Source organism: Streptomyces sp. NPDC047079 (genome assembly GCF_040643755.1).
In the GTDB taxonomy this organism is placed as follows: Bacteria; Actinomycetota; Actinomycetes; order Streptomycetales; family Streptomycetaceae; genus Streptomyces.
Window position 1 is genome coordinate 373,871 of sequence record NZ_JBEYUZ010000001.1, and the last position, 14,588, is coordinate 388,458.

11 protein-coding genes are annotated in these 14,588 nt (G+C 72.0%); 6 read left to right on the plus strand and 5 right to left on the minus strand.

Going from position 1 to position 14,588, the window contains the following annotated elements; translation table 11 throughout:
* Positions 1 to 121: 121 nt before the first annotated feature.
* The 3 genes from ABZ823_RS01660 to ABZ823_RS01670 all read left to right on the plus strand — a co-directional run bounded on the left by ABZ823_RS01660 (position 122) and on the right by ABZ823_RS01670 (position 2,782).
* Positions 122 to 352, plus strand: a complete 231-nt coding sequence (locus ABZ823_RS01660) for a hypothetical protein (protein WP_361652843.1) — start codon at positions 122 to 124, stop codon at positions 350 to 352.
* The gene (malQ, locus tag ABZ823_RS01665; protein ID WP_361652505.1) at positions 353 to 2,455 is read left to right on the plus strand and encodes a 4-alpha-glucanotransferase; all 2,103 of its coding nucleotides are present in this window, start codon (positions 353 to 355) and stop codon (positions 2,453 to 2,455) included.
* 87 nt (positions 2,456 to 2,542) lie between these two features.
* Positions 2,543 to 2,782 (plus strand): hypothetical protein, encoded by a 240-nt coding sequence (locus ABZ823_RS01670; RefSeq protein ID WP_361652507.1) that lies wholly within the window; start codon positions 2,543 to 2,545, stop codon positions 2,780 to 2,782.
* A gap of 174 nt (positions 2,783 to 2,956) precedes the next feature.
* Here the strand turns inward: ABZ823_RS01670 and ABZ823_RS01675 are convergent, their stop codons facing one another.
* Complete coding sequence (locus ABZ823_RS01675; protein ID WP_361652509.1) at positions 2,957 to 3,532, minus strand: TetR family transcriptional regulator; 576 nt, start codon at positions 3,530 to 3,532, stop codon at positions 2,957 to 2,959.
* A 184-nt stretch (positions 3,533 to 3,716) separates the two neighbouring features.
* On the opposite strand from ABZ823_RS01675, the gene ABZ823_RS01680 reads away from it, so the two are divergent.
* Positions 3,717 to 5,189 (plus strand): FAD-dependent oxidoreductase, encoded by a 1,473-nt coding sequence (locus ABZ823_RS01680; RefSeq protein ID WP_361652511.1) that lies wholly within the window; start codon positions 3,717 to 3,719, stop codon positions 5,187 to 5,189.
* Here ABZ823_RS01680 and ABZ823_RS01685 read toward each other — a convergent pair.
* Positions 5,167 to 5,682 carry a MarR family transcriptional regulator gene (locus ABZ823_RS01685; protein ID WP_361652513.1) on the minus strand — a complete coding sequence of 172 codons (516 nt, stop codon included), beginning with the start codon at positions 5,680 to 5,682 and terminating at the stop codon, positions 5,167 to 5,169. The two genes, ABZ823_RS01680 and ABZ823_RS01685, sit on opposite strands and share 23 nt — an antisense overlap.
* Before the next feature lie 161 nt (positions 5,683 to 5,843).
* Here ABZ823_RS01685 and ABZ823_RS01690 point away from each other — a divergent pair, with 161 nt between their 5' ends.
* Complete coding sequence (locus ABZ823_RS01690; RefSeq protein ID WP_361652515.1) at positions 5,844 to 6,860, plus strand: EamA family transporter; 1,017 nt, start codon at positions 5,844 to 5,846, stop codon at positions 6,858 to 6,860.
* 17 nt (positions 6,861 to 6,877) lie between these two features.
* Here the strand turns inward: ABZ823_RS01690 and pepN are convergent, their stop codons facing one another.
* Positions 6,878 to 9,463 carry an aminopeptidase N gene (gene pepN, locus ABZ823_RS01695; RefSeq protein ID WP_361652517.1) on the minus strand — a complete coding sequence of 862 codons (2,586 nt, stop codon included), beginning with the start codon at positions 9,461 to 9,463 and terminating at the stop codon, positions 6,878 to 6,880.
* A 126-nt stretch (positions 9,464 to 9,589) separates the two neighbouring features.
* Entirely contained in the window at positions 9,590 to 10,606 is a 1,017-nt protein-coding gene (locus ABZ823_RS01700; RefSeq protein WP_361652519.1) for an aspartate-semialdehyde dehydrogenase, read from the minus strand.
* Between the two features lie 320 nt (positions 10,607 to 10,926).
* Here ABZ823_RS01700 and ABZ823_RS01705 point away from each other — a divergent pair, with 320 nt between their 5' ends.
* Positions 10,927 to 11,190 (plus strand): hypothetical protein, encoded by a 264-nt coding sequence (locus ABZ823_RS01705; protein WP_361652521.1) that lies wholly within the window; start codon positions 10,927 to 10,929, stop codon positions 11,188 to 11,190.
* Here the strand turns inward: ABZ823_RS01705 and ABZ823_RS01710 are convergent.
* The gene (locus ABZ823_RS01710; RefSeq protein WP_361652523.1) at positions 11,180 to 14,485 is read right to left on the minus strand and encodes a S8 family serine peptidase; all 3,306 of its coding nucleotides are present in this window, start codon (positions 14,483 to 14,485) and stop codon (positions 11,180 to 11,182) included. The genes ABZ823_RS01705 and ABZ823_RS01710 overlap by 11 nt on opposite strands.
* Positions 14,486 to 14,588 lie beyond the last annotated feature (103 nt).

Sequence of the window (14,588 nt, forward strand, 5' to 3'; positions counted from 1 at the left end):
GTTGTTCGCCCTTGTACGTCTGCGGGCGCGCCCGCTGGGTAGGCCAGTTCTCACCCGCATCCGTCGTACGACGACAAGGAGGCCCCCCGTGGTCGTACCGGTACACCCCCCGCTCCCGGCCCTGTCCAAACGCGACTTCCCGCGCGGCTCCACGCGCGACGCGGACCCGTCCGCCGACCCGGACGCACTCTTGTGCGTCCTCAGCGCGGAAAGCGCCTGCGCCGAGCTGCCGCTGACCAGCGAACCGCCGCTGCTCGACGCCGAACCGCTCACCAGCGAACCCCCGCTCGCCGACGCCACGCCGCTGACCAGCGAGCCCTCGGCCGCCGGCGCGGACACCACGGGGTTCTAGATGGCGCCGGCCGATCCCGGGCACGAGGGGACGCCACTGGCCCGGCTCGCCGCTCTGCACGGCGTCGCCACCTCTTATCAGCCGTCCCCGGACCGTACGGCCCGGTCGTCGGACACCGCGATCACCGCCGCCCTCGCGGCGCTCGGCGTCGACGCGAGCACCCCGGACGCCGTACGTCACGCCCTCGCCGCACGCGAGGGCGAACTGCGTGAACGGCTGCTGCCGCCGACCGTGGTCGGCTGGGGCGGACGCCCGCCCGCCGCCCTCGCCTCCCTCCCGGAGGGCACCCGCCTGAGGATCGAGACCGAGCAGGGGGAGACGCGCGCCTCGGCCGGGCACCTCCCGCCCGGCGTCCACGCCCTGTATGCGACCGCGCCGGACGGACGCACCGCCGAGGCCCACCTCGTCACCGCGCCCGCCCGGCTGCCCGCGCCGCCCGGACGCTCCCACGGACTGCTCGTCCAGCTCTACTCCCTGCTCTCCCGCCGTTCCTGGGGCATGGGCGACCTCGGCGACCTCACCGAACTGACCGCATGGGCGGGCCGAACGCTCGGCGCCGGATTCGTGCAGGTCAACCCCCTGCACGCGGCCGTGCCCGGCGCGCCCACGGACCCCTCCCCCTACCGCCCCTCCTCGCGCCGCCACCCGGACCCGGTGCATCTGCGCGTCGAGGACGTCCCCGAGTTCCCGTACGTCGAGGACCAGGCCCGGCTGCGGGTGCTGCTGGAACGCGCCGCGCGGCTGAGGGAGTCCGTCCTCGACAAGGGCGCGCTGATCGACCGCGACGCCGTGTGGGACCTCAAGCGCGAGGCCCTCGAACTCGTGCACGCCGTCCCCATGGGGCCGGGACGGCGCGCCGCGTACGCCGACTTCCTCGCCGACGGGGGCGAGACCCTGGAGGACTACGCCACCTGGTGCACGCTCGCCGAGGTGTACGGCTCCGACTGGTACGCGTGGCCCGCCGGGCTGCGCGATCCGCGGTCGCCCGAGACGGCCCGCGCCCGCGCCGAGCTGAGGGACCGCGTCGACTTCCACACCTGGCTCGCCTGGCTGACCGACGCCCAGCTCGCCACCGCCCAGCGCACCGCGCGCGACGCCGGGATGGCCGTGGGACTCATCCACGACCTGGCCGTCGGCGTGCACCCGGGCGGCGCCGACGCCTGGGCACAGCAGGAGTACCTGGCGGCCGGCATCTCGGTGGGCGCCCCGCCGGACGCCTTCAACCCGCGCGGCCAGGACTGGGGCCTGCCGCCCTGGCGCCCCGACCGTCTCGCCGCCTCCGGGTACGCCCCCTACCGCCGGCTCCTGCGCGCCCTCTTCCGGTACGCGGGCGCCCTGCGCATCGACCATGTGATGGGCCTGTTCCGGTTGTGGTGGGTGCCGCAGGGGCAGCCGCCCACCGAGGGGACCTACGTCCGGTACGACGCCGAGGCCATGCTCGCCGTGCTGGTCCTGGAGGCCGCCCGCGCGCAGGCGCTGGTCATCGGGGAGGACCTCGGGACGGTCGAGCCGGGCGTGCGCGAGGCGCTGCACGAGCGCGGGGTGCTCGGCACGTCCGTCCTGTGGTTCGAACGGGACTGGGAGGGCACCGGGCAGCCGCTGCCGCCCGAACACTGGCGGGCGGACTGCCTGGCCACCGCCACCACCCACGACCTGCCGCCGACCGCCGCCCGGCTCACCGGCGACCATGTCGAACTCCGTGACCGGCTCGGCCTGCTGACCCGCCCCCTGGACCAGGAACGCGCCGCGGCGGCCACCGACGCCCGCGAATGGCTCTCCCTGCTCACCCGGCTCGGGCTGCTCAAAGGGTCGAGCGGCGGGGGCCCGACGGCCTCGGAGGAACTCGAGGTGCAGGCCGTCCACCGGTTCCTGCTGCGCACACCCGCCCGGCTGATCGGGGTCTGGCTCCCGGACGCGGTGGGTGACCGCCGTCCGCAGAACCTGCCGGGCACCCGGGACGAGTACCCGAACTGGCGCCTGCCGATAGCGGACGCGGACGGACGCCCCATGACCCTGGAGGAACTGGCGGCCTCGCCGCGGCTGCACGCCCTGATGGACGTGGTGCGGGACACAGACGTGGCGGGCGGGTCCGAGAGCTCCTAGTGCTGCGACCGGAGAGGTTCACCGGGCAGCACCCCCCTAGCCCACCCCGGGCGCGCGGCCTGTTCGGGCGTTCGCTACTTTTGCACCGTGGACAAGAAGAACGCCCTGCGCGCCGGCGCCCTGGCCGCCGGTACGACGCTGATGATGCTGCTCATGTCGTCCCCCGCGCTCGCGCTGACGCGCGACGACGGCGACGACCCCGGCAAGGGCCTGAACGTGGCCGAAACGCTGGGGCTCTTCGTCGCGGCGCCGATCGTGCTGTTCTTGGTCATCGCGGGCCTCGTCATGGTCACCGACAAGACCCGCAAGCAGGCGAAGCAGGGCTGACGCCCCCTTCGGGGAGCCGGGGTCCTTCCCGGACCCGACGGCGGCCCCGCCTTTTCGTCATCTCGCCGAGGGAGTCCGCGCACCGGTCCGGTGCGCGGACTCCCTCGATGTGTGTGTCACTCTTCGGAGTGTCCGGTGCCTCCGGCGTGCGTCCCCCTGCCCACGGGCATGTCCCTACGGATGCGGCGCCGTGAGGTAGCGCTGCACCGTGGGGGCCAGCCAGGCCACGATCTCCTCGCGGGCCAGCGCGACGGCCGGCGGGAACTTCAGCACATACCGCGCGAGGGCCAGCCCGAGCACCTGTGACGCGATGAGCCCGGCGCGGGCAGGCGCCTGCTCGGGGTCGGGGCAGACCTGCCGGGCGACCGGCAGCAGCTGGTCCCGGAAGACGCCCTGGAGCCGCTCGGCGCCCGCCGGGTTGGTGACTCCGACGCGCAGCATCGCTGTGAGTGCGTCGTGGTTCTCCTCCCAGAGGGTGAGGAAGTGGCCTATCAGCGCCTCGCCCACGTCGTGGCGCCGCAGCCGCCGAGGGTCGGGCAGGCGCAGATCGACGTCCAGGACGGCGTCGAAGAGTCCCTCCTTGGAGCCGTAGTAGCGCATCACCATGGACGGATCGATCCGTGCGTCCTTGGCGATCGCGCGGATGGTGGCGCGTTCGTAGCCGTCGGAGGCGAAGCGCTCCCGGGCGGCGGCGAGGATCGCCGTGCGGGTGGCGTCGGAGCGGCGGGGTGGCGGGGGTTTCTCGGCCATGCCAACCAACGTAGGCCAACATCTGTTGACACGTCTAGGGGGTCACCCTATGTTGGCAAACAAGCGTTGGCCTACAGCTGTTGGCGAGCCGCCGTCGCCCCAAAGGCGTTGGCAAGCCCACCACTGATCCACGGATGCCGGCAGACGCTCGTTGACCAACGATCGTTGGCACCAGGAGGTCGCCATGGCAGGCACGACCCGCACTACCGCTTCCCGCAGCGGCACCCCCACCGGTGTCATCGTCGTCGGCGCCGGTCCCACCGGTCTCCTCCTCGCCGGTGACCTCGCCGCCGCCGGCGTCCCCGTCACCCTGGTCGAAAAGCGGTCCCACAAGATCAGCAACCTCTCCCGCGCCTTCGTCCTGCACGCCCGCACCCTGGAGCAACTCGACGCCCGGGGGCTCGCCGACGAACTGGAGGCCAAGGGGCAGCCCCTCTCCGGTATCCAGCTCTTCGGCCGTCTCTCCGTGCGGCTCGACACCCTCCCCTCCCGCTTCAACCACCTCCTCGTCCTGCCGCAGTACGAGGTGGAGAAGGCCTTGGAGCGGCGCGCGGCCGAGGCCGGGGTGCGGTTCGTGTACGAGAGCGAGGTCACCGGACTGGGCCAGGAATCCGAAGGGGTGACCGTCCATGTCCGCGGGGCGGGAGGCGAGCCCGGGCAGCTGCGCGCCGCGTACGTGGTAGGGGCCGACGGGCTGCACAGTGCCGTTCGCCGGGCGGTCGGGCTGCCCTTCCCCGGCAGGTCCGTGATCCGTTCCGTCGTTCTCGCCGACGTCCTGCTCGACGAGAAGCCCGGGCAGGTGCTGACCGCCAACGCCGTCGACGACGCCTTCGCCTTCATCGCGCCCTTCGGTGACGGCTACTACCGGATCATCGGCTGGGACCGCGGCCGCGACGTCCCCGACACGGCGCCGCTCGACCTCGAGGAGGTCCGGGAGATCGTCCGCCGCACGCTCGGCCGCGACTACGGCATGCGCGACGCCCGCTGGATGTCCCGCTTCCACAGCGACGAGCGCCAGGCGCCCGCCTACCGCGTCGGCCGGGTCCTGCTCGCCGGGGACGCCGCGCACGTACACACCCCGGCCGGCGGGCAGGGCCTGAACACCGGCCTCCAGGACGCCGCGAACCTCTCCTGGAAGCTCGCCGCCGTACTGCGCGGCCACGCAGGCCCCGCCCTCCTCGACACCTATCAGTCCGAGCGCCACCCCGTGGGCAGGGCCGTGCTGCGCAGCAGCGGCGGGATCGTCCGGCTGGCGATGGCCAGGCGCCCGTGGACCCTGGCCCTGCGCGCCGCGCTGACCGCCTTCCTGGACCACGTCGGCCCGGCGCGGCGGCGCGTGGTCGGTCAGATCACCGGCATCGGATACCGGTATGCCGCCCCGCGCGGCGCCCACCCCATGGTCGGCAGGCGCGCCCCCGACGTCGCGCTCACCACCGGACGGCTCTACGAGGCCCTGCGCGGCGGCCGGTTCGTGCTGATCGCCCCGCACGGCCTGGAGGCGGGCGGCCGTGAGGACCGGCTCACGGTGGAGCGCTGGGCGAGCGGGCGCCGGACGGCCGTGCTCGTGCGGCCCGACGGATACGTCGCGTGGGCGGCCGAGGCTCCCGACGCCGCGCGGCTGGAGGAGGCGCTGGTCAGATGGACGGGCCGGAGCTGACGGTGCCGGCGAGCAACTGACGCAGCAGGTCGGCCAGTTGGCCGGCCTGCTGTGCGTCAAGGCTGTTCAGGGCCTCCGTCTGGACGGCCAGGCCCGCGCCCACCGCCTCGTCGATCAGCCGGAGCCCCTCCTCGGTGAGGGTGACCTGGAGGCCGCGCCGGTCGTGCGGATCGGGGGAGCGGCGCAGCAGCCCTGCCCCTTCGAGCTTGTCCAGACGGCCGGTCATGCCGCCGGTGGTGAGCATCAGGGTCGCCGAGAGCTGACGCGGCGAGAGCGTGTAGGGCTCGCCGGAGCGGCGCAGGGCCGCCAGGACGTCGAACTCCCCGCGCGAGATCCCGAAGCGGGCGTACGCCTGCTCCATCCGGTCGCCCATCGCCCGTGCCAGCCGGAAGACGCGCCCGAAGACCTCCATCGCGGCGGTGTCGAGGTCCGGCCGCACGGCGGCCCACTGTTCGATGATCGCGTCGACCGGATCGCCGGGGGTCCTGTTCATGCGGAGAGTATGCGTCCGACTCGGATCGCTCGCAAGAAAGCGGATGAGCGCCAAGCGGATCGACGCTAAGTTACTTAGTGCTAAGCTAATTAGCGCCAAGTCGATTACTGCCGGGGCGCTCGGGCCGCGCCGGGCCACCGGCCGCATCACCAGGGGGACTCATGAAGCGGTACACCACGGTCCTGGTCACCGGCCTCGCGCCTGTCTCCTGGGGCACGACGTATGCGGTCACCACCGAGTTCCTGCCGGACGGGCGCCCGCTGTTCACGGGCCTGATGCGCGCGCTGCCCGCCGGGCTGCTGCTGCTCGCGCTCGGGCGAACGCTGCCGCGCGGCGCCTGGTGGGGGAAGGCGGTGGTGCTGGGCGCGCTCAACATCGGCGCCTTCTTCCCGCTGCTGTTCCTGTCCGCGTACCGGCTGCCCGGCGGTATGGCGGCCGTAGGCGGGTCGGTGGGGCCGCTGTTCGTGGCCGGGCTGTCGGCGCTGCTGCTGGGGGACCGGCCGGGCGTCCGTACGCTGCTGACGGGGGCGGCCGCGGTCCTCGGGGTCAGCCTCGTCGTGCTGAAGGCGGCCGGCGCGCTCGACCCGGTCGGGGTGCTCGCAGCGCTCGCCTCCACCGCCTCCATGTCCACCGGCACCGTGCTCACCAAGCGCTGGGGCCGTCCGGACGGCGTCGGTCCGCTCACCCTCACCGGCTGGCAGCTGACCGCGGGCGGGCTGCTGATCGCGCCGGTCGCGCTGCTCGCCGAGGGAGCACCGCCCGCACTCGACGGGCCGGCCGTCGGCGGTTACCTCTACCTGGCGCTCGCGAACACCGCGGTCGCCTACTGGCTGTGGTTCCGGGGCATCGGACGCCTCACCGCCACCCAGGTCACCTTCCTGGGTCCGCTGTCCCCGCTCACCGCCGCCCTCGTGGGCTGGGCGGCACTCGGCCAGGCGCTCACCCCCGTCCAGGTCACGGGTATGGCCCTGGCCTTCGGGGCGACGGTCCTCGGTCAGCTCGGACCGCGTACGGTTGCCGCGCCGAGCGGCATCCGCCGGAGGAACGGCGCACCACGGGCGAGCGCCCACGCCGACGCCGACCGAGCACGGCCGCCGAGGGAGCAGCGCCCCGAGCACGGCCCCGGACCGAGCACGGCGGAGGGCGCCCGGCATGCGCCAGGCGCCCTCACACCGTGACGACGGGACGGCAGCGGCTACGACCGGGCCGCAGCCGCGTCCGCGGCCTGCGCCCTGAGCGCCCGCTCGACGCCCGACCGCGACTCCAGGATCAGGCGGCGCAGCGCCGGGGGCGGCTCGGCGGAGGCCAGCCACGTGTCGGTCTTCGCCAGCGTCTCCTCGGACACCTGGATCGACGGGTAGAGCCCGACCACGATCTGCTGGGCCATCTCGTGCGAGCGGGAGTCCCAGATGTCCTTGACCACCTCGAAATACTTGTCCGTGTACGGGGCCAGCAGCTCGCGCTGGTCGGTCTGGACGAAGCCCCCGATCACCGCCTCCTGCACGGCGTTCGGCAGCTTGTCGGACTCCACGACCGACGCCCACGCCTCCGCCTTGGCCTCCGGGGTCGGGCGCGCGGCCCGGGCGGTGGCGGCATGCCGCTCACCGGCCGCCGTCTTGTCCCGCTCCAGCTCGCCCGCGATCTCCGCCTCGTCGAAGCGGCCCACGGCCGCGAGCCGCTCCACGAACGCCCAGCGCAGCTCGGTGTCGACGACCAGGCCCTCGACCGTCTGCGAACCGTCCAGCAGCGCCTCCAGCAGGTCCAGCTGCTCCGGCGTGCGGGCGGTCGCCGCGAAGGCACGCGCCCAGGCCAGCTGGTGGTCGCTGCCCGGCTCGGCCGCCCGCAGATGGGCCAGGGTCGCGTCCGTCCACCGGGTCAGCAGCGCCTCGCGCGCGGACGGGTCGGCGTACAGGTCGATCGCCAGCTTCACCTGGCGGTGCAGCGACTGCACCACACCGATGTCCGACTCCTTGGAGATGCCGGACAGCGCGAGGGAGAGGTAGTCGCGGGCCGCCAGCTCCGCGTCCCGCGTCATGTCCCAGGCCGAGGCCCAGCACAGGGCGCGCGGCAGCGACGAGTCGAAGTCGCCCAGGTGGTCGGTGACGAAGGCGAGCGACTTCTCGTCCAGACGGACCTTGGCGTACGACAGGTCGTCGTCGTTGAGCAGGATGACGTCCGGGCGGCGACGGCCCGCCAGCTGCGGTACGGCGGTCAGCTCGCCGTCCACGTCCAGCTCGATCCGGCCGTCCTCGGGGCGCCGCAGCTTGCCCGTCCCGCTGTCGAGGTCGTACAGGCCGATGGCGATGCGGTGCGGGCGCAGGGTCGGCTCGCCCTTGGCGCCGGCCGGGAGCGCCGGGGCCTCCTGACGGACGGCGAAGGAGGTGATGACCCCGTCCGCGTCCGTCTCGATCTCCGGGCGGAGGACGTTGATGCCGGCCGTCTCCAGCCACTTCCTCGACCACGTCTTCAAGTCCCGCCCGGAGGTCTCCTCCAGGGCGCCCAGCAGGTCGGACAGGCGCGTGTTGCCGTACGCGTGCCGCTTGAAGTACGCCTGCACGCCCTTGAAGAAGGCGTCCATGCCGACGTAGGCGACGAGCTGCTTGAGAACCGAGGCGCCCTTGGCGTACGTGATGCCGTCGAAGTTGACGAGGACGTCGTCCAGGTCGTTGATCTCGGCCATGATCGGGTGGGTGGAGGGCAGCTGGTCCTGCCGGTACGCCCAGGTCTTCATGGAGTTCGCGAAGGTCGTCCAGGAGTGCGGCCAGCGGCTCTCGGGGTGGTACGCCATGCACGCGGCCTCGGCGTAGGTGGCGAACGACTCGTTCAGCCACAGGTCGTTCCACCACTCCATGGTCACCAGGTCGCCGAACCACATGTGGGCCAGCTCGTGCAGGATCGTGGAGGCCCGGGCCTCGTACGCCGCGTCCGTCACCTTGGAGCGGAAGACGTACTGGTCGCGGAAGGTGACCGCGCCCGCGTTCTCCATCGCGCCCGCGTTGAACTCCGGGACGAACAGCTGGTCGTACTTCTTGAACGGGTACGCGTAGTCGAACTTCTCCTGGAACCAGTCGAAGCCCTGACGGGTCACCTCGAAGATCGCGTCGGAGTCCAGGAACTCGGCAAGCGACGGCCGGCAGTAGATGCCGAGCGGGACGGTCCGCCCGTCCTTCTCGTAGACGCTGTGCACGGAGTGGTACGGGCCCACGATCAGCGCGGTGACATACGTCGAGATCCGCGGCGTAGGCTCGAAGACCCAGACGTCGTCCTTGGGCTCCGGGGTGGGCGAGTTGGAAATGACGGTCCAGCCGCTCGGCGCCTTCACGGTGAACTGGAAGGCGGCCTTGAGGTCGGGCTGCTCGAAGGAGGCGAACACCCGCCGGGCGTCGGGCACCTCGAACTGGGTGTACAGGTACGCCTGCTCGTCGACCGGGTCGACGAAGCGGTGCAGGCCCTCGCCGGTGTTGGTGTACGCGCACTCGGCGACCACGCGCAGTACGTTGCGGCCCTGAAGGAGGCCGGGCAGGGCGATCCGCGAGTCCTTGAAGACCTCGGCCGGGTCCAGTGCGTCACCGTTGAGGGTCACCTCGTGGACGGCCGGGGCCACCAGGTCGATGAACGACTCCGCGCCGTTCTCCGCGGAGTCGAAGCGGACCGTGGTCACGGACCGGTAGGTCCCGCCCTCCTGCGCGCCGGAGAGGTCGAGATCGATCTCGTACGAGTCAACGGTGAGCAGCTTCGCCCGCTGCTGCGCCTCTTCGCGAGTCAGGTTTGTGCCAGGCACGCGGTCATCTCCTCGTTATGTGTGGGTTGCGTCATCCTTCCACGTCACCATGGCGTTGGGCGATGACACCGAAGACCACGCGGGGCGCACCGGCAGCGGTGCGCGCCCCTTCGGCGTAGGGGTGGCCTACTCGCTGAGCTCCGCCGCCACCAGTTCCGCGATCTGCACGGCGTTCAGCGCCGCGCCCTTGCGGAGGTTGTCGTTGGAGACGAACAGGGCCAGACCGTGTTTTACCGTCTCGTCGCGGCGGATGCGTCCCACGTACGACGGGTCCTGGCCGGCCGCCTGGAGCGGGGTCGGGATGTCGGACAGGGCCACGCCCGGCGCGCCGGCCAGCAGTTCCGTGGCGCGCTCCACCGACAGCGGACGCGCGAAGCGGGCGTTGATCTGGAGGGAGTGGCCGGAGAAGACCGGGACCCGGACGCAGGTGCCGGAGACCTTCAGGCCCGGGACCTCAAGGATCTTGCGGGACTCGTTGCGGAGCTTCTGCTCCTCGTCCGTCTCGTTCAGGCCGTCGTCGACGAGGTTGCCGGCGAAGGGCACCACGTTGAAGGCGATCGGGCGCTTGTAGACCGCCGGCTCGGGGAAGTCGACCGCCCCGCCGTCGTGGGTGAGCCGGTCCGCCTCGTCGACCACCTTCTGGACCTGGCCGTGCAGCTCCGCGACGCCCGCGAGGCCCGAACCGGACACCGCCTGGTACGTGGCGACGACGAGCGCCTCGAGGCCCGCCTCCTCGTGCAGCGGCTTCAGCACCGGCATCGCGGCCATCGTCGTGCAGTTCGGGTTGGCGATGATGCCCTTCGGGCGGTTCACCACCGCGTGCGGGTTCACCTCGGAGACGACCAGCGGTACGTCCGGGTCCCTGCGCCACGCCGAGGAGTTGTCGATCACGACGGCGCCCTGAGAGGCGACCTTCTCGGCCAGCGCCTTGGAGGTCGCGCCGCCCGCGGAGAACAGCACGATGTCCAGGCCGGTGTAGTCGGCGGTGGCCGCGTCCTCCACCGTCACTCCGTCGAGGACCGTCCCCGCCGAACGTGCCGACGCGAACAGGCGCAGCTGCGTGACCGGGAAGTTCCGCTCCGTGAGGATCCTGCGCATGACCGTGCCGACCTGACCGGTGGCTCCGACGATTCCGACCCTCACGGCGACTCCCTCTGCGTGTCTTCTACGTGCCAGTTTGCTTGGCCGAGGCCTTTCCATCATGCGGCCGACCCCGGCCCGCCTGTCCAATTCTTTGCGCGGCCTGCCCGAGGAGTGGGACGTCACTCTCCGGCCGACGGTTGCACGTCCTGCCTCCGCCCCTGCTGAGCTGGAGAAATTCATCCGGTCGGGGCCCCGCGCCGCAAGCTGTGCCGCCGGGCGCCTGCCCCCGGGCTCCCGGCGCACACGGCGGTGTGACGTACACCTCTGCCGTCTGCCGTCTGCCGTCTGCCGTCTGCCGTCTGCCGCGCCCGTCGTGTGACATGGCCGCCGAGTACGACGGCGTCGACGCGCTGATGCCGGCGATCACCGGTGAGCCCGCTGCCGGTCCGGCGCGTTCCGCTGCCACGTTCAAGGCGGGGCAACCGGCACTGGCCCACGTGGCGCTGCCGCGGGAGCGGCTGCGCGTCATCGGGGACGCGCCGGCGGCGCCGTCGTCGGCCGAGGCGCTGCGACGACGAAGGGCGGGCGTCCTTGCGGACGCCCGCCCTCGTCGCCGTACGGAGAACCGGAGAGCTACGGCGTGACCTTCTCGATCTTCACGCTGCCCACACCCGCGACCGTGCCGCGCGCGTTGACCAGCTGGACCTGGCCGAAGAACTCCCGGCCCTCGGGGGCCGCCGCGGCCGCCGTGACCGCGCCGGAGACCGTCGCGGAATCACCCGTGCCGAGCTTCACCGGTGCCGAGCCGTCGACCGTGACCTGGCCGAGGGCGGGGGAGAAGAACACGTCCCGGTAGTCGTAGGCCGTCGAACCGGACGGGACCGCGTAGCCCACGACCCGGACCGTGTAGGTGCCGGCGGCGGGCGAGGCGATGTGCACCGCCTCCTCGGAGTCGCCGTCCGCGGACTGCGCGACCTGCTTGCCGCTCGCGTCGTAGACCGTCAGGTCCAGGTCGGCGGCCGTGTCGGAGACGTTGCCGATGGCCACGTCCAGCGAGGTGGCGCCCGCGGGCACCTCGACCGTGCTGGTCTGGGTCTCGCCGCCCTTGATGGACGGACGGGACGTCTTCGACGAGCCGAGCGGGCCGCCGACCAGCTTGCCGTCCAGCGCCGCGTAGGCGTTCGTCACCTTCCACGAGGCGGTGGCCGGGGTGCCGACCTTGGCCTCGGGCACGGTCACGGTCTGCGGGTCGAAGGCCGCGCCGAGGACGGTGACGTCCAGCTTGTAGGGGTTGTCGAGCAGCGGCGAGGTGCGGCGCGCCTCGACCTCGATCTCCCAGACGCCGGCCTGCGGGTCCGCGTACGCACGCACGTCGGGCTTGCAGCCGTTGCCGTTCAGGTAGTTGTTGTAGCAGTACGGCGTCGAGGTGTTGTCGACGGGAGTGCCGTACGGGTGGATCGCGATGAACCGGGTCTGGCTCTTGTCCTTCAGCCCGCCCATCGCGACCTCCAGCGACTTCGCGCCCTCGGGCACGGTCACGAAGTAGGACCGGCTGCTGTTGCGCTGCACCGCACTCGAAGCCGAGTAGGTATACTCGACCGGAGCGGATACCACGACCGTGGTCAGGATCTGCTTGTCGACGCCCTCGGTGCTCGGGTCGTCGACCTCGAGGATCGCGCTCTTGAGGCCCGCGGACTTCGCAGCCGCCTGGACCTTCACGGTCACGGGCTGGTTCAGGGGCAGCCTCACCTCGTCCGAGCCGAGGATCCTGAAGGTGCTGCCGTAGTTGTTCTCGAAGTGCAGCTCGTGCCGGACCGCCCGGTCCGGGCCGGACGTACGGGTGATCGTGATCTCGTACGTCTTCTTGTCACCGGCCTTGAGGCCGCCCTCGCGGTCGTACAGGCCGGTGCCGAAGCCCGGGGTCTTCAGCGCGTAGTCGATCGCCGTGTCGACCGGGGCCTTGACCGTGTAGTCGTGCGCGGTCGCGTCATCGCGGATCGCGTCCCAGGCGTCGACGATGTTGATCCGGCCCGCGCCCTCCTCGTACGCCTGCGCACCCTTGATGTGGTCGGCGGTCGAGGTCAGGGCCGTGCGCAGCTTCGCGGGCGTCAGATCGATGCCCTTCTGCTCGGCGGCCGACAGCAGCAGGGCCGAGGCGCCCGTGGCCTGCGGGGACGCCATCGAGGTGCCCTGGAGCATGGAGTAGCCGGCCGGCAGGGAGTAGCCCGCCTCGGCGACCGGGGAGCCCGGCAGCCAGGTCTGGGTGGTGTTGATCGCGGCGCCGGGCGCGACGAGGGTCGGCGTGAAGCCGCCGTCCTCACGCGGACCGCGCGAGGAGAACGGCATCAGCTGGTACTTCTTCTCCACCTGGGAGCCGTAGTTGGCGGCCCAGGTCTCCTTGGAGATGCCCGCGCCGACCGAGATCACCTTGTCCGCGAGGCCGGGGTCGCCGATGGTGTTGGCGCCGGGGCCGGAGTTGCCCGCGGAGATCACCAGCTGCACGCCGTAGGTGTCGATGAGGCGCGTGTACAGCTCGGCGCGCGCGTTGTTGCCGTCGTTGAGCGCCGGGAGCCCGCCGATGGACATGTTGACGATGTCGACGCCGCGGTTGACGACGAGGTCGATCATGCCCTCGGTGAGCGCGACGTTGGTGCAGCCGCCGGTCCAGGTGCAGGCGCGCGAGGAGACGATCTTGGCGCCGGGGGCGGCGCCGTTCATCCTGCCGCCGAACAGGCCGTTGGCGGCGGTGATGCCGGCGACGTGGGTGCCGTGCTCGGACTCGATGACGCCGATGTTGACGAAGTCGGCCTTCTTGCCGACCCAGGACCCGCCGAAGGGGTCCATCGGCACGTCCTTGCGGATCTGCACGACGAAGGGCTGCCGCTCGACGACGTCGGTCGCCGGGTTGTCGGTGCCGAAGTAGCCGATCTGGTAGCCGTCCTTGTACGGCTTCATCGGCTCGTCGTCGCTGAAGTCGTTGTTGTTGTTCAGGTCGACGCGGACCGTGCCGGCCGCCGCGTCGTACAGGACGCCCCAGGAGTCGGTGGTGTCGCCGTCGCGGTTCGCGTCGCCCGCCGCGTCGCCGCCGGTGGTGTACGACTCCTTGAAGGTGCTGATCTGGTACGAGCCCGCCGGGGCCTTCCAGCTCTGGCCGCCGTAGGTGAAGGCCGGTCCGGAGACGGAGCTGACCATCGGACGCCAGGTCTGGTCGCCGTCGACGATCGGGTCCGTCGCGGTCACCCAGTCGACGATCTTCCGCTCGCCGGTGGTGGTCTTCTGCAGTGCCGGGTGGCCGAGGTCCACACCCGAGTCGAGGATGCCGATGGTGATGCCCCGGCCGTCCGCCTTCGGGTGCTCCCGGACGAAGTCGACGGCGCCCGTCTCGAAGGACGGGTTGTACGGGTTCTCGGCGGGGGTGTGGCGGTTTGGAGCCGGGTAGGTGACCGTGCCCGTGCCCGCCGAGCCCTCGGCGGTGTCCGCGCTCGGCGTCGGGTCGTCGAGCTGGATCTCCTGCCGCAGGTCGATGGCGTGTACCGAGGAGAGCTTCTCGGCGGCGGCGATGGCCGAGTCGGCCTTGGCCGTCGGGACGGTGGCGCGGACGTAGCCGAGCCGGTCGTCGCTGCGTCCGACGGAGCCGCCCTTGACCGCGTCCAGCTCCTTGGCGACCTGCTCGGTCTGCCCGGGTGCGGTCGCGATCATCATGGTGACGTTCTTGGCCTGGTCCGCCTTGGCCTCCGCGAGGAGGTCGGCGTCTTCCGAACCGAGCTTGGCGCTCGCGGACTTGACGGCCGGATCGGCGGAGGCCGGCTGGTGGCCCGCGGAGAAGGCCAGGGGCATCGGACCGGCCGCGGAGAGCGCTGCCACGAGACCGGCGGCGAAGGCTATGCGGGCCACGCGTCTAGCGCCCGATATCGGGGCGCGGTGAGGCTCGGAAGTCATCGGCATCCCTTGTAGGTAAAGGAACGAGGGTGACGCGGCCGGAAACCGGAGATGGACCGGTTCTGACCGCGGTCGTCCGGATGTCGGGTCCGGGTGACCGCTC

What these genes read in the sequence shown, in the direction of transcription:
- ABZ823_RS01675 (WP_361652509.1), bottom strand. Translation starts at nt 3,532, where the DNA reads ATGGCCGAGAAACCCCCGCCACCCCGCCGCTCCGACGCCACCCGCACG.
- ABZ823_RS01690 (WP_361652515.1), top strand. Translation starts at nt 5,844, where the DNA reads ATGAAGCGGTACACCACGGTCCTGGTCACCGGCCTCGCGCCTGTCTCC.
- ABZ823_RS01705 (WP_361652521.1), top strand. Translation starts at nt 10,927, where the DNA reads ATGGCCGCCGAGTACGACGGCGTCGACGCGCTGATGCCGGCGATCACC.
- malQ (WP_361652505.1), top strand. Translation starts at nt 353, where the DNA reads ATGGCGCCGGCCGATCCCGGGCACGAGGGGACGCCACTGGCCCGGCTC.
- ABZ823_RS01680 (WP_361652511.1), top strand. Translation starts at nt 3,717, where the DNA reads ATGGCAGGCACGACCCGCACTACCGCTTCCCGCAGCGGCACCCCCACC.
- ABZ823_RS01710 (WP_361652523.1), bottom strand. Translation starts at nt 14,485, where the DNA reads ATGACTTCCGAGCCTCACCGCGCCCCGATATCGGGCGCTAGACGCGTG.
- ABZ823_RS01685 (WP_361652513.1), bottom strand. Translation starts at nt 5,682, where the DNA reads ATGAACAGGACCCCCGGCGATCCGGTCGACGCGATCATCGAACAGTGG.